Here is a 19,883-nt window from a genome sequence, read left to right on the forward strand (position 1 = left end):
AAGCAGTTGGGGTTTTGTTTTTCGGGCGCGAAAATGTCGCAAGACTCGAGGGCCTCTTCGCGGGCAAGCCCGGCTCCTACAGTACGTCGTCGTTCACCGATCTTGTGTACGGCACAGGACTGTAGGAGCTGGGCTTGCCCGCGAAGACGGCCGAATAGGCGCTGCAAGGCTCAAGAGGGATCGCCTGCGCCGGAGGTGTTAAAGTCCTGCTTTCGTTTTGAATTCTCCAAGGAAGTCGGCATGCCGGACGCCACCTCACTCAACCCCGCCTTCATGGTGGTGCAGAGCAACAGCCCCGAGGAACTGCGCAGCCTGGTGATCAACGTGATGCGACGTTATCCCCTGGCGCCCCTGGAGAACGAAATCGCCCTGGTGCAGAGCAACGGCATCGCCCAGTGGCTGAAACTCGCCCTGGCCGAAGACCCGGAAGGCGACGACCAGGGCGGCTGCGGCATCGCCGCCGCCATCGACGTGCAACTGCCCGGCAGCTTTATGTGGCAGCTCTACCGCAGGGTCCTGGGGCGCGACGAGATCCCGGCCAAATCCCTGCTCGACAAGGGCCCGCTGACCTGGCGCCTGATGCGCCTGCTGCCGGAACTGATCGACCAGCCGCACTTCGAGCCGCTGCAACGCTTCCTCACCCACGACACCGACCTGCGCAAGCGCTACCAGCTGGCCGAGCGCCTCGCCGACCTGTTCGACCAATACCAGGTCTACCGCGCTGACTGGCTGGAAGACTGGGCTGCCGGCCGCCATCAACTGCGCAGCGGTCGCGGCGAGATCAAACCGCTGCCGCCCGCCAATTGCTGGCAAGCCGAGCTCTGGCGCGCATTGCTGCTGGACGTCGGTGAGTCGGGGATGGCCCAAAGCCGCGCCGGCGTGCACCAGCGCTTTATCGAACGGATCAACCAGCTGCAAAGCGCACCACCAGGCCTGCCGCCGCGAGTCATCGTATTCGGTATCTCCTCGCTGCCCGCCCAGGCCCTCGAAGCCCTCGCCGGACTGGCCCGTTTCAGCCAGGTGCTGCTCTGCGTGCACAACCCCTGTCGCCATCACTGGTCCGATATCGTCGCCGACAAGGACCTGCTGCGTAACCAATACAAACGCCAGACCCGCAAAGCCGGGATGCCCCTGGCCCTCGACCCGCAAACCCTGCACCAGCACGCGCACCCGCTGCTGGCCGCGTGGGGCAAGCAGGGCCGCGACTATATCAACCTGCTGGACAGCTACGACGATCCCGCCAGCTACCGCGCGGCTTTCCGCGATGGTCGTATCGACCTGTTCAGCGACAGCACGCCGACAACCCTGCTCAATCAATTGCAGGACGATATCCTCGAGCTGCGCCCGCTCAACGAAACCCGCGAGCACTGGCCGGCGATCGACCTCGAGCACGACCCGTCGATCCGTTTCCATATCGCCCACAGCGCCCAGCGTGAAGTGGAGATCCTCCACGACCAACTGCTCGAACGCTTCAGTGCCGAGCCGGACCTGCGACCGCGTGACATCATTGTCATGGTCCCGGATATCGACAGCTATGCGCCGCATATCCGCGCGGTGTTCGGCCAGCTCGAACGCAACGATCCACGTTTTATCCCCTTCACCCTGGCCGACCAGGGCCAGCGTGGTCGCGACCCGTTGCTGATTGCCGTCGAACATCTGCTCAAGCTGCCCGATAGTCGTTTCCCGGTCAGCGAGATCCTCGACCTGCTGGATGTCCCGGCCTTGCGCGCGCGCTTCAATGTGCAGGAACGTGACCTGCCGACCCTGCATCGCTGGATTGAAGGCGCCGGCGTGCGCTGGGGCATGAACGCCGAACAACGCGCCGGCCTCGGCCTGCCCGATGCTCTGGAACAGAACAGCTGGCAGTTCGGCTTGCGCCGCATGCTGTTGGGCTATGCAGTCGGCAGTGGCGAAGCCTGCGAAGGTATCGAACCCTACGACGAAATCGGCGGCCTTGACGCCGCCTTGATCGGCCCATTGGTGGCCCTGCTCGACGCCCTGGAAATCGCCCATCAGGAACTCTCCGAGCCGGCACTTCCCCAGCAATGGGGCGAGCGCCTGCATGCACTGATCCAGTTGTTTTTCCTCGCCAGCACCGAACACGACGACTATCTGCTGATCCAGCTCGAACAGCTGCGCGCCGACTGGCTGGAAACCTGCGAAGCCGTCAACCTGCAAGAAATCCTGCCGCTGACCGTGGTCCGCGAAGCCTGGCTGGCCGGCCTCGACCAGGGCCGGCTGTCCCAGCGCTTCCTCGCCGGCGCGGTGAACTTCTGTACCCTGATGCCGATGCGTGCGATCCCGTTCAAGCTGGTCTGCCTGCTGGGCATGAACGACGGCGACTACCCCCGTGCGCAGCCACCCCTGGACTTCGACCTGATGGGCAGCGACTACCGCCCCGGTGATCGCTCGCGACGGGAAGACGATCGCTACCTGTTGCTCGAAGCCCTGCTCTCGGCCCGGCATCAGCTCTATATCAGCTGGGTCGGTCACAGCATCCGCGACAACAGCGAGCGTCCGGCCTCGGTCCTGATCGGCCAGCTACGCGACCATCTCGCCGCGGGCTGGCGATTGCCGGACGGCGACGGTGAGCAACTGCTGCAAGCCCTGACCCAGGCACATCCGCTGCAACCCTTCAGCGCCCGTTATTTCCACGACAGCCATGCCGAATTGTTCAGCTATGCCCGCGAATGGCAGCAATTGCACGAGACCCAGGGCCCGAACGAAATCAGTGCCGAACTCGACGCCTACCAACAGGACGAGCCACTGACCCTGGCCCAGCTCCAGGATTTCCTGCGCAATCCCGTCCGGCACTTTTTCAGCCAGCGCCTGAAAGTCTTCTTCGAAGCGGCCCAGGCACCCTTGGCCGACGAGGAACCGTTCGTGCTCGATGCCCTGCAACGCTACAGCCTCAGCGACAGCCTGCTGCAAGCGGCGCTGCTCCAGGCGGACAACCCGGACGAGGCCCTGCAGCACCAGGCCCGGCGGTTACAAGCCAGCGGCCTGCTGCCCATGGCCGGTTTCGGCGAATTGCTGCAACACGAACTGATCGAACCGCTGCCGGATTTGCTGCAACGTTATCAACAACTGCTCAGCCTCTGGCCGACCCCACTGACCAGTGCCGTGCCCGTCGCCTTTGACACCAGCGCCACCCGGGTGGAAGGCTGGCTGAGCGGTTTGCATCAACGCAGTGACGGCGGCCTGCTCGCCGTGACCACCATCCCCAACAGCATCGGCTCGATCAAGACGCGCAAATGGCACCGTCTGACCAAGCCCTGGGTCGAGCACCTGGTGGCCTGTGCCTGCGGACTGTCGATGACCACGGCCCTGGTGGCCAGCGACGACACCCTGCTGCTGCCGCCGTTCGAAGCGCCGCGTGCCGCCGAGATCCTCGGCAACCTGCTGCTGGCCTGGCAGTCCGGCATGCGCCGTCCGCTGCCGGTCGCGGTGAAGACCGCCTTTGCCTGGCTCTCCCAGCCGGACCCGCTCAAGGCGCAGGACGCGGCGCGCAAGGCCTATGACGGCGACGGTGTGAACAGCGAAGGCGAGCGTCGGGAAAGCGCGGCCCTGGCCCGCCAGTTCGCCGACTACAACGCGCTGATTGCCAGCGAGGAATTCGAAGGTTGGTGCGATGCACTCTATCGGCCGCTGTTCGAAGCGCCGTGGCGTTCCCTCGCTGCCGAGGAGGCGCGCTCATGACCGACAACAAGACCCCCCTGGCGCTGGCCTTTCCGCTGCGCGGCAGCCAACTGATCGAAGCCAGTGCCGGCACCGGCAAGACCTTCACCATCTCCGCGCTCTACCTGCGCCTGGTCCTCGGCCATGGCGGCGAGGACTCGGGGTTCGGCCGCGAATTGCTGCCGCCGCAAATCCTCGTGGTGACCTTTACCGATGCCGCCACCCAGGAACTGCGCGACCGCATCCGCACCCGCCTGGCGGAAGCCGCACGGTTCTTCCGCGACGAGATCCCGGCCACCGATGCATTGATCGCCCAACTGCGTGACGAATACCCGGTCGAACACTGGCCGGCCTGTGCCAATCGCCTGGATATCGCCGCCCAATGGATGGACGAAGCGGCGGTATCGACGATCCACGGCTGGTGCCAGCGCATGCTGCGCGAACACGCCTTCGACAGCGGCAGCCTGTTTACCCAGACCCTGGAAACCGACCACAGCGAACTGCTGGGCGAAGTGCTGCGCGATTACTGGCGGCTGTTCTGCTACAAGATGCACGGCGATGCGTTGAACTGGGTCCGGGCCAATTGGGGCGGCCCGGCGACACTGTTGCCCCGGGTGCGGGCCCTGTTCGGCAGCGAGCGACGCAACGACAACCTGCAAGAGCCGGCCGAGCTGATCGAGGCCTGTATTCAGGAACGTCGCCAGGCCCTGGTGCAACTCAAGGCGCCCTGGCGACAATGGGCCGCTGAACTGCGGGATATCTGCCTGCAAGGCGTGGCGAACAAGACCGTCGACGGTCGCAAGATGCAGGCGCGCTACTTCGAGCCCTGGTTCGAGAAGCTCAGCGCCTGGGCCGAGGACGAGACCCAGGAGCAACTGGATATCGGCACCGGCTTCAGCCGTCTGACCGCCGCGGGCCTGGCCGAAGCCTGGAAGGGTGAGCCGCCGAGCCACCCGGGCCTCGACGCCATGGCCGGCTTGAAAACCAGCCTCGATGCCTTGCCCACCCCGGACGCCGCCGTGCTCGAACACGCCGCCCGCTGGGCCGGTGCGCGCTTCGAGGAAGAGAAGCGCCGGCGCGCCGAGATGGGCTTCGACGATATGCTCCTGCGTCTCGATGCGGCGCTCCAGGCCGACGGTGGCGAGCGCCTGGCGAGCTTGATCCGTGAGCAATTCCCGGTGGCCCTGATCGACGAATTCCAGGACACCGACCCGGTGCAGTACCGGATCTTCGAGAGTATCTACCGCATCGAGGACAACAGTCCCGAGTGCGGCCTGTTCCTGATCGGCGACCCGAAGCAGGCGATCTACGCCTTCCGTGGTGCCGATATCTACACCTACCTGCGAGCGCGCCAGGCCACCCACGGTCGCCTGCATACCCTGGGTACCAACTTCCGTTCCAGCCAGGCGATGGTCACGGCGGTCAACCATGTCTTCGAGCGTGCCGAGCAGCGCGAGCAAGGACGTGGTGCATTCCTGTTTCGCGAAGGCGATGAGAACCCGGTACCGTTTCTGCCGGTGGCTGCCCAGGGGCGCAAGGAGGTCTTGCAGATTGACGGCCAGCCCGTGGCGGCGCTCAATCTCTGGCAGTTGGCAACCGAGCAGCCGGTGTCCGGCGCGTTGTATCGCCAGCAGTTGGCCGCGGCCTGTGCCACGCGCATTGTCGAGTTGCTCAACGGTGGTCAACAGCAGCGTAGCGGTTTCGTCCGCGACGGCGTCCTCAAGGGCGTGCTGCCCTCCGATATCGCGATCCTGGTGCGTGACGGCAAGGAGGCCCAGGCGGTCCGTGGCGAGCTGGCCAGTCGCGGTGTACGCAGCGTTTACCTCTCGGACAAGGATTCGGTGTTCGCCGCCCAGGAGGCCCATGACCTGCTGGCCTGGCTCAAGGCTTGCGCCGAGCCGGATGTCGAACGTCCGCTGCGGGCGGCCCTGGCCTGCATCACCTTGAACCTGTCGCTGGCTGAACTGGAGCGCCTCAACCAGGACGAGCTGGCGTGGGAGGAGCGGGTCATGCAGTTCCGCCGCTACCGCGAGATCTGGCGCAAACAAGGCGTGTTGCCGATGCTCCGTCGGCTGATCCATGACTTCCACCTGCCCCAGGCGCTGATGACCCGCAGCGATGGCGAACGGGTGCTGACCAACTTGCTGCACCTGTCCGAACTGCTGCAACAGGCGGCCGCCGAGCTGGACGGCGAACAGGCGCTGATCCGTCATCTCGGCGAGCACCTGGCGTCTTCCGGCCAGGCCGGTGAAGAACAGATCCTGCGCCTGGAAAGCGACGAGCAACTGGTCAAGGTGGTGACCATCCACAAGTCCAAGGGCCTGGAATACCCCTTGGTGTTCCTGCCGTTTATCTGCTCGGTCAAACCGGTGGACGGCAGTCGCCTGCCGTTGCATTACCACGATGCCGAGCGCAGGGCCCAGGTCAGCCTGAAGCCTACCGCCGAGTTGATCGCCCAGGCCGACGACGAGCGCCTGGCTGAAGACTTGCGCCTGTTGTACGTGGCCCTGACCCGGGCCCGGCATGCTTGCTGGCTGGGAGTGGCCGACCTCAAGCGTGGCAACCACAATGCCTCGGTGCTGCACCTCTCGGCCCTCGGTTATCTGCTCGGTGGCGGCGCTGTGTTGGGCGAGTCCACGGGCCTTGAACGCTGGTTGCTGGACCTGCGGGAAGGTTGCCCGGCGCTGGCTTGCGAATCGCTGCCGGCGGCCACCGTCGAAGCCTTCCAGCCGCCGCGCAATGAAGCCCTCTTGCTCGCCCCGCGCCTGCCCAAGCGCAATGCCTCCGAGTACTGGTGGATCGCCTCCTACAGCGCCTTGCGCATCGGTGAGGCGCAGAGTGCTGACACCGACGAAGCACCGGAAAGCCCCCAGGCGCAAAAACTCTTCGACGACGAACGTCTCGATCCGGCCGCACCCCGCGACCTGGTGCCGAGCGGTAGCGATATTCACCGTTTCCCCCGTGGCCCGAACCCCGGCACCTTTCTCCACGGCCTGCTCGAATGGGCCGGTGACGAAGGCTTTGATGCCGATCGCACATTGATCGAAAAGGCCGTTGCGCCACGCTGCAATCTGCGGGGCTGGAAAGGCTGGATCACAGCCCTGAGCGATTGGCTCGCCGATCTGCTGCAAACCCCTTTGCGCCTGGGCAACGATCAACCGCCGGTGGTCTTCCAGGACCTGAAGGCCTACCGGGTGGAGATGGAGTTCTGGTTCGCCAGCCACACGGTGGATGTGCTCAAGGTCGACGAGCTGGTGCGCCGCCATACCCATGGCGGCGTCGCCCGGGCCAAGGCCGAGCCGGTCCTGCTCAATGGCATGTTCAAGGGCTTTATCGACCTGACGTTCGAGCACCAGGGGCGCTACTACGTGGCCGACTATAAATCCAACTGGCTGGGCGCCGATGACGCGGCCTATACCGAGCAGGCCATGAACCTGTCGATCCTCGACAACCGCTACGACCTGCAATACGTGCTCTACCTGCTGGCCCTGCATCGCCAGCTCAAGGTGCGGCTGCCGGATTACGACTACGACCTGCATATGGGCGGGGCCTTGTACCTGTTCCTGCGGGGTACCCGGGCGCCGAGCCAGGGGGTGTTTTTCACCCGCCCGCCGCGGGAGCTGATCGAGCACCTGGACCTGCTGTTCCAGGGTAAACCGGTGCCTCGCGGCGAGCCCGTCTGGGAGCAGGGGAGTCTGTTATGAAACGTTCTTTTTCGGAAATCCTGCCGACGGCGCTGAGCGACGACAGCCTGGCTGAACTGACGCCCCTGAGCCGCGCGGCGGACTTGTTGTTGCTGTTGGAGCGCTGGGTCGAACGGGGTTGGTTGCGGGCGCTGGACAAGGCCTTCGTGGCCTTTCTCCATGAACTCGATCCCGAGGCCGATCCGCTGGTGCTGCTGGCGGCAGCGCTGACCAGCCACCAGTTGGGCCATGGGCATGTCTGCCTCGATCTGTTCGCCACCTTGCAGGAGCCGGACTTCGCCCTGTCCTTGCCGCCGGAAGGTGATGTTCAGAGTGGGGCATTGCTGCTGCCGTCGCAGTTGCTGGTGGCCCTGGATGGCGAGCACTGGTGTCGGGCACTGCAAACAAGTTCGCTGGTGGCGCTGGCGGACGATGCGGGCATCGAGGCGGCCCAGCGTCCACTGGTACTCAGCGGGCGACGCCTGTACCTGCGTCGCTACTGGTCTTACGAACGGCGTATCGATGAGGCCCTGCGCCGGCGCCTGGCGGAACAGGAAGAGACCCCGGATGACCTGGCGCAACGCCTGACCGCACTGTTCGGCGCGGCGCAGCCCGGTGCGCTTATCGATTGGCAGAAACTCGCTTGTGCCCTGGCTACCCGGGGAGCATTCAGCATCGTTACCGGTGGCCCCGGCACGGGCAAGACCACCACCGTGGTGCGCCTGCTGGCCTTGCTCCAGGCGCCGGCGGTGGCGGCGGGAAAACCCCTGCGCATCCGCCTGGCGGCACCCACCGGCAAGGCCGCCGCGCGGCTGACCGAATCCATCAGTGCCCAGGTGCGCTCGCTGGAGATCGACGATGGCGTGCGCGGCAAGATCCCCAGCGACGTCACCACCGTGCACCGTCTGCTGGGTAGCCGGCCGGGCACCCGGCACTTCCGCCACAATGCGGGCAACCGCCTGCCGCTGGATGTACTGGTGGTGGACGAGGCGTCGATGATCGACCTGGAAATGATGGCCAATCTGCTCGATGCCTTGCCGGATCATGCCCGGCTGGTGCTGCTGGGCGACAAGGACCAGTTGGCCTCGGTGGAAGCCGGTGCGGTACTGGGGGATCTGTGTCGGGATGCCGAGGAGGGTTGGTACGGCGCGGGGACCCGTGGCTGGCTGCAAGCGGTCAGCGGCGAGGACTTGAGCGGCAGCGGTTTGCAGGAAGACCTGGACGACAGCCATCCACTGGCCCAGCAGGTGGTGATGTTGCGGCACTCCCGGCGCTTCGGCGAAGGCAGCGGTATCGGCCAACTGGCCCGCCTGGTCAATCGCCAGTCGGCGGACGAGGCGCGGGCGCTGCTGGCGGCCGGCAGTCACGCGGACCTGTTTGCACTGTCGCTCAAGGGCGAGCAGGACAGGCAGTTCGAGCGTTTGGTGCTGGACGGCCAGGGCACCGGCCCGAAAGGTTACCGGCACTACCTGGGGGTACTGCGTAGTCGGCGTCCGGATGCCGGCACCGATCTGGCGGATGCGCGCTGGACCGATTGGGCGCGCACGGTGCTCCAGGCTTTCGACGAGTTCCAGTTGCTCTGTGCCGTGCGCAAGGGGCCCTGGGGCGTCGAAGGGTTGAACCAGCGGATTACCTCGGCGTTGTTTGCCCATCGGCTGATCGACAGCGACCAGCATTGGTACGAAGGGCGCCCGGTGCTGATGACCCGCAACGATTACGGCCTGGGTTTGATGAACGGCGATATCGGCATTGCCTTGAAACTGCCGGAGCGCGACGGACCCGAAGCCGGCCAGCCGGTGTTGAGGGTGGCCTTCCCGCGTAATGACGGGCAGGGCGGGGTGCGTTTTGTCCTGCCCAGCCGGTTGAACGATGTGGAGACGGTGTACGCCATGACGGTGCACAAGTCCCAGGGCTCGGAGTTCGCCCATACCGCCTTGATCCTGCCGCAGGTGTTGAACCCGGTGTTGACCAAGGAATTGATCTACACCGGTATCACCCGGGCCAAGGATTGGTTCAGTTTGATCGAACCCCGTGGCGAGGTGTTCGAAGAGGCGGTGGGGCGCAAGGTCAAGCGGCTCAGTGGATTGATGCTGGAGTTGGGCGCTGAAACGGGACTTTGAGAGCGCCACGAACCTTGTAGGAGCTGGCTTGCCAGCGATGAGGCCCGAAAGTCTTGCCTCGACTATCCGGCCGCCATCGCTGGCAAGCCAGCTCCTACAGGGACGGCGTTCGCTTCAGCTGGCCTGCGCCACGCTCGCTGTGGTAGCGGCTTCAATCCCCATGAACCGCCGCACCCGCTCACCCGCCGCCTCCTCGCGAATCGCCTGCGGGCTGGCGTCCAACTGCACCACCCCGTTCTCCATAAACACCACCCGATCGGAAATCGACATGGCGAAATCCATCTCATGGGTGACGATCAACATTGTCATCCCTTCATCCGCCAACTCGCGAATCACCTTCAGCACTTCCCCGACCAGCTCCGGGTCCAGTGCCGAAGTCGGCTCGTCGAACAGCATGATCTGCGGTTCCATCGCCAGCGCCCGGGCAATCGCCACCCGCTGCTGCTGACCGCCGGACAACTGGTGCGGGTACTTGCGGGCATGGGCCAGCAGGCCGACCTTGTCGAGCAAGGCGAGTGCCCGCTGTTCGCTCAGTTCGCGGGCCACGCCGTGGTAGCGTGACGCCAGGGTGATGTTGTCGAGAATGCAGCGATGGGGAAACAGGTTGAAGTTCTGGAACACCATGCCGATGCGCCGCACACCCCGACGAATCTGCGGGTTGTTCGGGGGATTGGCGGCGCTGATAAAGCCCTCGCCGAAGAGCACGATCTTGCCCTGGTCGATACTTTCCAGGCCATTGACGGTGCGGATCAGCGAGGTCTTGCCCGAGCCGGACGGGCCGATAATGGAAATCACCTGGCCACTGCCGACCGCCAGATCAATGCCCTTGAGCACTTCGTGGCTGCCATAGCACTTGTGGATATTCTGCAGGTCCAGCGCCAGCGGAGCACCGCTGACCGACGGCGTGCGAGGTGGCGGGGTCAGCGTCGGCTGCGCGGCCCTGAGTCCGGCGATGGCGGTCTCATCGAGGGTCTGCGGCTTGCGCTGACCCAGGTCGAGATGCCGCTCCAGGCGTTGCAGGAGCCAACCGAACAGGCTCACGATCAACACGTAGTACACCGCCACCGCGCCAAGGGTTTCCATCACCAGGAAGTTCTGCGCATAGAGGCGCTGACCGACGGTGAGCAGCTCGGTGAGGGAGATCACCGAGACCAGCGAGGTCAGTTTCACCACCGTGATGTATTCGTTGATCAGGGTTGGCAGCGAGATACGAAACGCCTGGGGAATCACAATCAGCCGTTGCAACCCGAGCACGCCGATGCCCAGGGCGCGGCCGGCTTCCTTCTGGCCCCTGGCGACCGAGATCAGCCCGCCGCGATGGATCTCGGCCATGTAAGCGGCTTCTGTGACCACCAGCGCGAGCAACCCGGAATAGAATGGGTCTGAGAGTACGCCGCCGGTGCTCGGGAACAGTTGTGGCAGGTTGTAGACGAACACCACCAGCACCAGCAGCGGAATGCTGCGAAAGAACCAGATATAGGCCGCCGCCGGGAGGCGTAACCAGGCCGCAGTGGAGAGCTTGGCCGAGGCCAGGAAGAAGCCCAGCAGCATGCCGATAAACCAGGCCAGGGCGCTGAGCTCGACCACTGTGACGCAGGCTTGCCAGAAGGCCGGCATCGAGAACAGCGAAAAGAAATAGGGCCAATCGAATTGCATAGATACCTCGGTGTTGCAATGGAGCGATTACTGAGCGATGACATCCTTGTGGGCGCGGTGCTTGGTCCGGGCGGCGTTCCGACGAAGAACGACGCTCCTGTGGGAGCGGAGCTTGCCCGCGAAGAAGTCGCTGCGGTCGTCCAGGCATACCGCGTCATCGTTCTTCGCGGGCAAGCACCGCTCCCACATTAAAAACCCCACAGGACTCAAGCCCTGTAGTGGACCTTACTCCGCCGCTTCCAGGCTGTACTTGCTCAGTATGGCCGCGTATTCGCCGCTCTTCTTCGTCTCCTCGAATGCCTTGAGCAGCGCCTGGTACGTCGCGTCATTGCCCTTCTTCACAAAGATCCCGAGGGTCTGCGCATAGATCAGGTGTTCGCTGGTCACCACCACCCGGCCCTTGGTCTTCTCGGCGATCAGCTTGGCCGCACCGGCAATTTCCACTTGCGCCTGAACGTTGTTGGACAGCAGCGCCTGGGTCACTTCCGGTGCCGAGGGATACTCGTTCACCGTGATCGCGCCCTTGCCCTTGGGTACACAGTAATCGGTCGACAGCTTCTGGAACTGCGCGACCCAGGTGGTGCCCTGTTCAAGGCCGATCTTCAGCCCGCAGAGGTCCTCCGGCGTGCCCGGTTTCAGAGTGCTGGAGCTGGGCACCATGATCGCCGCGCCGGTCTTGGCATAGGCAATGGTCATGGCCTGGGTCTGGCGCTCGGGGGTGATGTACATGCCGGAAATGATTGCGTCGTAGTGCCCGGCATTGAGACCGAGGATCAGGCTCGGGAACTTGGTGTCGACGAACTGCGCCTTGGCGTCCAGGTGCTTGGCCAGGGCCTGGGACAACTCGGGATCGGAACCGACCACGTTCTTGTCGGCGTCATAGGACTCGAAGGGCGGGTAGGTGATTTCCATCCCGACCTTCAATTGGCCGGGGGTGGCCGTCGAGGCGAAGGCGGCGCTGCTGCACAGCAGGCCGGCGGCGATCAGGGTCAGGCTGGTTGTTTTCTTATACATGTTGGGTGGCTCCGATGTGAAGGCTGGGGGTGTGAGGGCTGGGTCAGGACGGCTGCGCCTGGTTTTTCAAATGGCCGAAACTCGACGGCTTGCGAGCTTTTTCCGGCAGGGCGATCTCGCCGTTTTCCACGCGCTTGCGCAGGTACTGGTAGGTCTGCAAGGCCTGGCTGTACATGTGCTCGCCAATGGCGATCTGCTCATAGTCCTGGCCGGCCTGGGCGAAACCCGGCAGCGGCTGGATCAGGGTGTGGAAGTCGCAGGCATAGAACAGCGGGAAGGAATAACGCTCCTCGCTCACCGTGCGCACCCGGTGCGCGGTGGCGACAAAGGCCCCGGCGCTCATTACTTCGAGCATGTCGCCGATATTCACCACGAAGGCTCCCGGCAGGGGCGGCGCATCGATCCACTGGCCCTGGTCGTTCATCACTTCCAGGCCCGGTTTATCCGCCAGCAGAATGGTGAAGCACTCGTAGTCGGTGTGGGCGCCGATGCCAGGGGCATCCTGGGCGGCACCGTCGAAGGGGTAGTGGATCAGTCGCAGCTTCGATGGCGGCCGGGTGACCAGCGCATCGAAGGTGTTCTCTTCCAGGCCCAGGGCCAGGGCAAAACCGCGGAACAGCTTGCGACCGAGGGCGAAGACCGCCGCGTAATAAGCCTGCACCGCGTCCTTGAAACCGGGCAGGGTCGGCCAGTCATTCGGTCCCAGCAGCGGTGTGCCGGCCAGTACCAGCGGATCGTCCGCCGGTACTTCGAAGCCGATGTCGAAGGCTTCCTTGTGGTCCGGTTTGCCCTTGGCGTACACCTCTTCGCCTTCCGGGACAAAGCCCTTGTGGGATTCCGAGGTGCCGATGTAATGCCGCATCTTGGTTTCGAACGGCTGGGCGAAATAGTCCTTGGCCGCCTGGCGCAGGTTGTCGATCAACTGCGGATCGATCCCGTGCCCGGTGATGTAGAGGAAGCCCACTTCGCTGGCGGCGGCCCCCAGTTGCTCGGCCACCGCCAGCCGGTGTTCGAGCTCGACGCTGAACAGCCCGGCGATGTTTACCTGCGGAATGCTCTTGAAGTTGGCCTGGGCCGGGCTGTTGGGTGTGTTCTCGGGCATGACGCAAGCACCTCAGGGTTGGGTTGATTGGCTGAAACGCTGGAAATGTTCGCGTTCGGTCCGGGCCATCCAGACGTTCAGCGACCACAGGTCGGCGACCGGCACATTGGTGAAGGGCAGGTGATGCAGGTAGCCGTCGGCGCCGAACTCGGGGGTCAAGGTGGTGACCGTGTAGCCGCGTGCCTGCTGGGCCCGCCAGATGCTTTCCCAGTGGGCCTGGTGGAAGGCCAGTTCGCGGGCGTATTCCGGGGCGCCGGGGTGCGGTACCTGCGGGCCCTGGTCGTAGCCGACCCGCGCCTGGATATGGTGGACGCGCTCGACAAAGGCGCTGAGGTCATCGGCGGGATCGTCCAGCAGGCGTTCGCAGGTGACGATCCAGTGGCTGATGTCGCTGGTGAAGCGCAGGTCGGGCAGTTGCCGGATCAGTTCCAGGGTGACCCAGGGATTGAACAGCGAGCGCGAGCGATGGGTTTCAAAGGTGCAGAACTGACCGTGACGTTTCGCCAGGGCCATGGCCTGGCCGAAAAACTCCACCTGTTGCGCCAGGGGCCAGCGGTCGTTGCCGGCCAGCACATTGACGAAACGCGGTTGCAGCTCGGCGGCCCAGGCCAGTTTGCGGTCCAGGTCCTGCAGGTGTTCGGCGGGCGCGGCGGCCTGTTGGGGGAGCACGTCGTAGGCGGTGAAAACGGTGCTGATATAGCCCAGGTGGTTGGCCCGCAGAAAGGCGGCGAACTCGCGGCGTTCAGCGGCGTCCAGCGGCAGCCGCGCCTCCAGGCCGTCGAAGCCGGCGGCCAGCAGTTCTTCAAGGGCCTGGGCCTTGCTCGCGGTATAACCCCAAAGGGTACGGAAAATCTCCAGTTTCATCGGTGCGCCTCAACGAAGCCTTGAGCGGTTCGATGCGCGTCACGGTGTGGGGCCGGGACGAGCGGTTACGGCAGTAACAGAGGGCGTTCGTCTAGCCAGTTCTCTGCGGAGCCGGTCTGACATCAGATCAGGGGAGAGCCTTCTCCCCTGCAGGAGCGTGGTGTCGATCTTAGGCAGCCCATGGCACGCAGAAGAATAGGAAAGCTCAAATCCATACTTCAGAGATTTATAAACCAATAGTTGGCTATCTAGTGCTGCAGACCCATTCTGACGATCCAAGGGGTGTGCTATCGTTGCGGCACTATTCCTACGTTGCTTTAAGAGAATTCCTTCATGGGCGTGGCTGTCTCGACGACAGGGCGGTTTTGGGGTTGGAGACAGTTCTGCCTGTCTGCCCTTCTCTGTTTGTCGACGCACATCAGCTTTGCCCAGGACGCCGTGCCCAGCGCCGCGGCCGATCAGCGTGCCCAGGCGGTCACCCAGGTGGTGCTGGGGATTCTCAGTTATGCGCGCTGGCCGGTGGAGCCTGCGCAACTGCGCCTGTGTATTGTCGGCCCCACCGAGTACACCGACGATCTGGTCAAGGGCACCACCCAGGCGTCCGGGCGACCGGTATTGGTCCAGCGCCTGCTGGCGAGCAGCCCGACCCTCGGCAGTGCCTGTGATGCCGTGTATATCGGCAAGCTGAGCAGCGAAGAACGCAGCCAACTCTTCAGTGCCCTGAACGGCCACGCGGTGCTGAGCATCAGCGAAGGCGGCGATCAGTGCACCGTGGGCAGCCTGTTCTGCCTGCGGGTCGCCGATAGCCAGGTGTCGTTCGAGGTCAACCTCGACTCGGTCGCCCGCAGTGGCGTGCGTATTCACCCCAGCGTGTTGCAACTCTCGCGGCGCCGGAGTCCCCAGCCATGATCGGCTGGCTCAGGTCCGGCACGCGCCCCAGCCTGCGTTCGGTGCTCGGGCGTGGGCATCTGCTGGCGGCCATGGCCGCCGTTGGCCTGGTGAGTGTTTCGTTGACCTTTCTCGGTGTGCTGGCCCTGCGGGTCTACGCCGACCACAATCTGCAGCTGATCGCCCGTTCCATCAGTTACACCGTGGAAGCGGCGGTGGTGTTCAACGACAGCAGTGCGGCTACCGAGGCCCTGGCCCTGATCGCCGAGACGGAGGAGGTGGCCGATGCCGAAGTCTTCGATGCCCGCGGTCAATTGCTGGCGCGCTGGCAGCGGCCGGAAACCGGCCTGCTCTCTGAAGTGGAAATGCAATTGGCGCGGGCCCTGCTGGAACAACCGATCCGCCTGCCGATTGTCCATCAGGATCGCGAGGTCGGCAGCATTCGCCTGACCGGCCATGGCGGTAGCCTGTTGCGTTTCCTGATCAGCGGTCTGCTCGGTATCGTCGTGTGCAGTGCCCTGGCGGCGTGGCTCGGGCTGTACCTGGCCCGGCGCTTGTTGCGCGGTATTATCGGTCCGTTGCGCAGCCTCGCCGACGTGGCCCACGCCGCGCGCGTCGAGCGTGCCTTCGACCGACGTGTGCCGCCGGCGCAGATTGCCGAGCTGGACAACCTGGGCTCCGACTTCAATGCCCTGCTCGACGAATTGGAGTCCTGGCAGACCCACCTGCGAAGTGAAAACGAATCCCTGGCCCACCAGGCCAGTCACGACAGCCTGACCGGCCTGCCGAATCGGGCCTTCTTCGAAGGCCGGTTGATGCGCGCGCTGCGCAATGCCGCCAAGCAGGGCGAGCGGGTCGGCGTGCTGTTTCTCGACAGTGATCGTTTCAAGCAGATCAACGACAACTTCGGTCATGCGGCGGGCGATGCGGTGCTGGTCGCCGTGGCCACGCGGGTGCGGGCGCAGTTGCGCGAAGAGGACCTGGTGGCGCGCCTGGGCGGCGACGAGTTCGCTGTCCTGCTCACTCCGGTGCACAAAATCGAAGACGCCCAGCGCATTGCCGACAAGATCATTGCCAGCATGGACGCCCCCATCCCGGTGCCCGGCGAAGCCCAGGTGCTGACCTCGCTGAGCATCGGCATCGCGGTTTATCCCGATCATGGCGCCACCCCGGGCACCTTGCTCAACGCCGCCGATGCGGCCATGTACCATGCCAAGCGCCTCGCCCGAGGCGGGCAGCACACGGCGGGGTCGGAGCACTCCGCCGCCATTGTTCAGACCAGGAGTTGAACCCTTGTACACATTGACCCGTCGGACCCTGCGTTTTTTCACCCTGGCCCTGTTTACCGCGCTGCTGGCGCTGGCCGGCTGCCAGACCGCGCCGCCCAAAGGCCTGAGCGCGGCGCAGATCGCCGTGCTCAAGCAACAGGGTTTCGAACTGACGGACGAGGGCTGGGCTTTCGGCCTGTCGGGCAAGGTGCTGTTCGGCAGTGACCTGGAAGTGCTGAACAAGGAAAGCCACGACATTGTCGAGCGCATCGCCAAGGCCCTGTTGGGCGTGGGTATCCAGCGGGTGCGGGTGGACGGGCATACCGATGCGTCGGGCAAGGACGCCTATAACGAACAGCTCTCTGTGCGTCGGGCCAACAGTGTGGCGACGGTGCTGGAGCAGACCGGTATGCAACACCAGAACATTCAGGTGCGCGGTCTCGGCAGTCGCGTGCCGGTGGCCAGCAATGACACGGCAGAGGGACGTACCGAGAACCGCCGGGTGTCGATTGTGGTGATTGCCGACTGAGTGCCGCAAGTCGCGTGAGCGTTGCCCGGGCACGGCCTTTGGCAACGTGGCGAACCGCGCTATAGCGGCTGAAATAATTGGCTTCCATCCTTTCTCGATGCACCTGCATGGGGGTATAAGGATGGGCCCTCTCAGGAGGGAGTCGACTGAGAGGATGTTTTAATGCTTCAAGTTCAATGGGCCAGCCACGCTGCGTCTGTTCCCGCCACACTGTGGGAAAGCTGTTTTAGCGGCGTCGAAGGTCGTTGGTGGTATGAAGCCCTGGAAGAGGGCGGGCTTGAAGACCAGTTCGAATTTGCCTATGCCATTCTGGAGAAAGATGGGCAGCCGATCGGCTTGGCGCCCACGTTCATCATGAACGTGCCCATGGAATTGGTCGTTCCGCCGGTGATTGCCAAGATGCTCCGGGTGATCCCGGCACTGCGTTACCAGCGCACCCTGTTCGTCGGTTCACCCTGTTCCGACGAGGGCACCATCGGTTTGCTGCCGGGGTATTCGCTGGCGGATATCCTCGGGCCGCTGCAAGACGCGCTGAGCCTGCGGGCGAAAGCCAAGAACGCGGCGATGACTGTCTGGAAGGATTTTGGCGAAGCGCAGAAAGCGGCGTTTGAAGGGCTGTGCGCAACCCGCGGGCTGTTTCCCATGGTGAGTTTTCCGGGCACGGCGGTCGAACTGGCCCCGGGTGGTTTCGAGGGCTATCTCAAGACCCTCAAGAGCCGTCACCGTTATCTGCTGAAAAAGAAGCTCAAACACGGTCTGGTGCCAGGAGCCCTGACGGTCCAGGTCGTGCAGCAACCGGATGAAGCAACGCTGCAAGAGCTGTACAGCCTCTTTCTGCAAACCTACGAGAAGGGCAAGACCAAATTCGAAAAGCTCACCTTCGAGTTCTTTCGCCAGATCGCCCTCAAGCCAGAGTCGCATTTCATCCTGTTGAGCGATGAAAAGACCGGCAAGATGGTGGCGTTCATGCTCTGCTTTCTGCTCGGTGACAAGGCCATCAACAAGTTCATCGGCATCGACTACCAGGTGGGCAAACAGGCGCACTTGTATTTCCAGCTCTGGGAGCAGGCGGTGAAGTGGTCCTACAGTGTCGGGGCCACGCGCCTGGACAGCGGCCAGACCGGCTACCGAGTCAAGCGCGAACTCGGTCATCAACTGGTCGCGCTGGACTGCTATTGCCGGCATCGCAACCCGTTGCTGCACCGGGTCTTCGGCGCGGTGGCCAAGGGCATTACCTTGCAAAGCCTGGATCCGGATCTACAGATAACGGCCGAGGAACAGTAGGCACGGCGAGTGCCGCAGCCCGTTCAGGCGCGACGCAACGCGGTGGTCCAGCGTTCCGAGAGGATCACCCCGCCGAGGGTCAGTGCCCCGCCCAGCAGGTGATACCACGCCAATTTTTCGTGCAGCACCGCGGCGGCAATCAGCGCGGTGATCAGTGGCAGCAGGTTGAAGAACAGCGTGGTCCGGCTCGGCCCGAGGGTGGCCACCGAGCGCATCCACGCCAGCGGCGCCAGCATCGACGCCAGCAGGCAGGCATACAGCACCAGCCCGGCGTTGTGCAGGTTCGGCCCGACCTTCGGCGACAGCCAGAACAGCGGGAACAGCACCACCACCGCCACCAGCACCTGCAGGTACAGCAACACCAGAGGTGGCAGGCGCAGTTGCCATTTTTTCAGCAGGGTGCTGTAGACCGCATAGGCCAGGGTGGCGATCAGCATCATTGCGTCACCCAGATTCACACCGTGGCTCAGCAGCGCCGTCAGGCTGCCGGTCGACACCACCACCAGCACCCCGGCAAACGACAGCACCGCTCCGGCCAAGGCTCCGGCGGTCAGGCGCTGGCCGAGGCTGAGGATCGCCAGGGTCAAGGACATCAAGGGCATCAACGACAGGATGATGCCCATGTTGGTGGCCGAGGTCAGGGTCGCGGCGAAGTACGCCAGGCTCTGGTAGACCGCCATGCCGAGTACTCCTAGCACGAAGATCCGGCCCAGGTTCGGGCGGATCTGGCTCCAGTGGGCCTGCACCTGGCGAAACATGAACGGAGTGAACAGCAGGCCCGCCAGCAACCAGCGGTAGAAGCCGATCTCCGCCGGGAAGATTGCGCCGACCGCCATCTTGTTGACCACGGTGTTGCCGGCCCAGATAAAGATTGCCAGCAGGGGAAACGCGTATTGCATAAGGGTTACAACCAGAATCGTCAATGAGGAGGGATTATCCTCGTGTCTGGATGAAAGCCTATACTTCGATCCGGTCAATTTGCGTTGGAATCCGGACAGCATGGGCAAGCACTACATCGACATCCCCGATTTTCCCTCTTTGCCGGCCTCGGTGTACTTCCGCTATGCCGAATTCGGCCCCGATCGCCATGCGGCAGCCCATTGTCATCCCTGGGGTTCGCTCGACTATGTGTCCCACGGCGTCATCCACTACGAAGTGGCCGGCCGGCGCTTCATGTCGCCGTCGCGCTATGCCTTGTGGATACCGCCGAACACCGTGCACAGCTCCCATAACGCCCAGGCGATTGTCTACCGTTCGGTGTACCTGGCCGAGGAGCATTGCCGCGATCTGCCCGCCGAGGCGAGCACCCTGGCCATCAGCGATATTCTCAAGTCGATCCTCAATGACTTCGCCCGGCGCGATGTGAAAATCCCCGACACCCCGGCGGATGTGCGCCTGGCGCAGGTGTTGGTGGACCAGTTGCACCAGGCCAGGGTGCAGCACTGTTACCTGCCGTATTCCGATGACCCGGCCTTGCTCAAGGTGCTGGAGGGCTTGCAGCAGGACCCGGCGGACAACCGCCCGCTTGTGCAGTGGGCCGAGCAGTTGCACGTCAGTGAGCGAACCCTGGCCCGCCTGTTTGTCCGCGAGTTGGGGATCGGCTTTGGTGAATGGCGCCAGCGCCTGCGCTTTATCGGCGCGCTGCAGGCCTTGGAAACCAGTCGCGGCGTGCAGGAGATCGCCTTCGACCTGGGTTACAGCACGGCCTCGGCGTTTATCGCCATGTTTCAGCGCCAGGCCGGTTGTTCACCGGAGCAATACCGGCGTCAGGCGCGCATGGCCTAGCCTGGCCTCGCT

General features: G+C 64.1%; 13 protein-coding genes. 8 read left to right on the forward strand and 5 right to left on the reverse strand.

Annotation, left to right across the window (positions count from 1 at the left end):
- Nucleotides 1-240 precede the first annotated feature (240 nt).
- The 3 genes from recC to recD are packed head-to-tail and all read left to right on the forward strand — an operon-like array spanning nucleotide 241 to nucleotide 9,481.
- The gene (gene recC, locus HX830_RS16415) at nucleotides 241-3,699 is read left to right on the forward strand and encodes an exodeoxyribonuclease V subunit gamma (protein WP_177101246.1); all 3,459 of its coding nucleotides are present in this window, start codon (nucleotides 241-243) and stop codon (nucleotides 3,697-3,699) included.
- Entirely contained in the window at nucleotides 3,696-7,382 is a 3,687-nt protein-coding gene (gene recB / locus HX830_RS16420; RefSeq protein WP_177101248.1) for an exodeoxyribonuclease V subunit beta, read from the forward strand. Before recC ends, recB begins: the two co-directional genes overlap by 4 nt.
- Nucleotides 7,379-9,481 carry an exodeoxyribonuclease V subunit alpha gene (gene recD / locus HX830_RS16425; RefSeq protein ID WP_177101250.1) on the forward strand — a complete coding sequence of 701 codons (2,103 nt, stop codon included), beginning with the start codon at nucleotides 7,379-7,381 and terminating at the stop codon, nucleotides 9,479-9,481. Before recB ends, recD begins: the two co-directional genes overlap by 4 nt.
- A 114-nt stretch (nucleotides 9,482-9,595) precedes the next feature.
- Here recD and HX830_RS16430 read toward each other — a convergent pair whose 3' ends face one another.
- The 4 genes from HX830_RS16430 to HX830_RS16445 form a co-directional block, all read right to left on the reverse strand.
- The gene (locus HX830_RS16430; RefSeq protein WP_177101252.1) at nucleotides 9,596-11,137 is read right to left on the reverse strand and encodes an amino acid ABC transporter permease/ATP-binding protein; all 1,542 of its coding nucleotides are present in this window, start codon (nucleotides 11,135-11,137) and stop codon (nucleotides 9,596-9,598) included.
- 225 nt (nucleotides 11,138-11,362) lie between these two features.
- Nucleotides 11,363-12,151, reverse strand: coding sequence for an ABC transporter substrate-binding protein (locus tag HX830_RS16435; RefSeq protein ID WP_152741548.1), 789 nt, complete (start codon nucleotides 12,149-12,151; stop codon nucleotides 11,363-11,365).
- Nucleotides 12,152-12,194: 43 nt separating this feature from the next.
- A complete protein-coding gene (locus tag HX830_RS16440; RefSeq protein ID WP_177101254.1) occupies nucleotides 12,195-13,253 on the reverse strand; it encodes an isopenicillin N synthase family dioxygenase in 1,059 nt (352 codons plus the stop codon).
- A 12-nt stretch (nucleotides 13,254-13,265) separates the two neighbouring features.
- Nucleotides 13,266-14,117 (reverse strand): sugar phosphate isomerase/epimerase family protein, encoded by an 852-nt coding sequence (locus HX830_RS16445; protein ID WP_177101256.1) that lies wholly within the window; start codon nucleotides 14,115-14,117, stop codon nucleotides 13,266-13,268.
- A 333-nt stretch (nucleotides 14,118-14,450) separates the two neighbouring features.
- On the opposite strand from HX830_RS16445, the gene HX830_RS16450 reads away from it, so the two are divergent.
- The 4 genes from HX830_RS16450 to HX830_RS16465 all read left to right on the forward strand — a co-directional run bounded on the left by HX830_RS16450 (nucleotide 14,451) and on the right by HX830_RS16465 (nucleotide 18,086).
- Complete coding sequence (locus HX830_RS16450; RefSeq protein WP_177101258.1) at nucleotides 14,451-15,026, forward strand: YfiR family protein; 576 nt, start codon at nucleotides 14,451-14,453, stop codon at nucleotides 15,024-15,026.
- Nucleotides 15,023-16,294 carry a diguanylate cyclase domain-containing protein gene (locus tag HX830_RS16455; protein ID WP_152741552.1) on the forward strand — a complete coding sequence of 424 codons (1,272 nt, stop codon included), beginning with the start codon at nucleotides 15,023-15,025 and terminating at the stop codon, nucleotides 16,292-16,294. The genes HX830_RS16450 and HX830_RS16455 overlap by 4 nt, the downstream gene beginning before the upstream one ends.
- A 4-nt stretch (nucleotides 16,295-16,298) precedes the next feature.
- Nucleotides 16,299-16,802, forward strand: coding sequence for an OmpA family protein (locus HX830_RS16460; protein ID WP_177101260.1), 504 nt, complete (start codon nucleotides 16,299-16,301; stop codon nucleotides 16,800-16,802).
- A 162-nt stretch (nucleotides 16,803-16,964) separates the two neighbouring features.
- Entirely contained in the window at nucleotides 16,965-18,086 is a 1,122-nt protein-coding gene (locus HX830_RS16465) for a GNAT family N-acetyltransferase (RefSeq protein WP_177101262.1), read from the forward strand.
- A 23-nt stretch (nucleotides 18,087-18,109) separates the two neighbouring features.
- Here the strand turns inward: HX830_RS16465 and HX830_RS16470 are convergent, their stop codons facing one another.
- Nucleotides 18,110-18,985, reverse strand: a complete 876-nt coding sequence (locus tag HX830_RS16470) for a DMT family transporter (protein WP_177101264.1) — start codon at nucleotides 18,983-18,985, stop codon at nucleotides 18,110-18,112.
- 100 nt (nucleotides 18,986-19,085) lie between these two features.
- Between HX830_RS16470 and HX830_RS16475 the strand changes: the two genes are divergently transcribed.
- Nucleotides 19,086-19,871 (forward strand): AraC family transcriptional regulator, encoded by a 786-nt coding sequence (locus HX830_RS16475; protein WP_177101266.1) that lies wholly within the window; start codon nucleotides 19,086-19,088, stop codon nucleotides 19,869-19,871.
- Nucleotides 19,872-19,883: the final 12 nt, after the last annotated feature.

Origin of the sequence: Pseudomonas gingeri (assembly GCF_013385425.1) — a bacterium.
In the GTDB taxonomy this organism is placed as follows: Bacteria; Pseudomonadota; Gammaproteobacteria; order Pseudomonadales; family Pseudomonadaceae; genus Aquipseudomonas; species Aquipseudomonas gingeri_D.

Excerpts from the sequence above, each read along its gene's own strand:
- recC (WP_177101246.1), top strand. The coding sequence starts at position 241 with ATGCCGGACGCCACCTCACTCAACCCCGCCTTCATGGTGGTGCAGAGC.
- HX830_RS16465 (WP_177101262.1), top strand. The coding sequence starts at position 16,965 with ATGCTTCAAGTTCAATGGGCCAGCCACGCTGCGTCTGTTCCCGCCACA.
- recB (WP_177101248.1), top strand. The coding sequence starts at position 3,696 with ATGACCGACAACAAGACCCCCCTGGCGCTGGCCTTTCCGCTGCGCGGC.
- HX830_RS16470 (WP_177101264.1), bottom strand. The coding sequence starts at position 18,985 with ATGCAATACGCGTTTCCCCTGCTGGCAATCTTTATCTGGGCCGGCAAC.
- recD (WP_177101250.1), top strand. The coding sequence starts at position 7,379 with ATGAAACGTTCTTTTTCGGAAATCCTGCCGACGGCGCTGAGCGACGAC.
- HX830_RS16430 (WP_177101252.1), bottom strand. The coding sequence starts at position 11,137 with ATGCAATTCGATTGGCCCTATTTCTTTTCGCTGTTCTCGATGCCGGCC.
- HX830_RS16450 (WP_177101258.1), top strand. The coding sequence starts at position 14,451 with ATGGGCGTGGCTGTCTCGACGACAGGGCGGTTTTGGGGTTGGAGACAG.
- HX830_RS16440 (WP_177101254.1), bottom strand. The coding sequence starts at position 13,253 with ATGCCCGAGAACACACCCAACAGCCCGGCCCAGGCCAACTTCAAGAGC.
- HX830_RS16475 (WP_177101266.1), top strand. The coding sequence starts at position 19,086 with ATGGGCAAGCACTACATCGACATCCCCGATTTTCCCTCTTTGCCGGCC.
- HX830_RS16445 (WP_177101256.1), bottom strand. The coding sequence starts at position 14,117 with ATGAAACTGGAGATTTTCCGTACCCTTTGGGGTTATACCGCGAGCAAG.
- HX830_RS16435 (WP_152741548.1), bottom strand. The coding sequence starts at position 12,151 with ATGTATAAGAAAACAACCAGCCTGACCCTGATCGCCGCCGGCCTGCTG.
- HX830_RS16455 (WP_152741552.1), top strand. The coding sequence starts at position 15,023 with ATGATCGGCTGGCTCAGGTCCGGCACGCGCCCCAGCCTGCGTTCGGTG.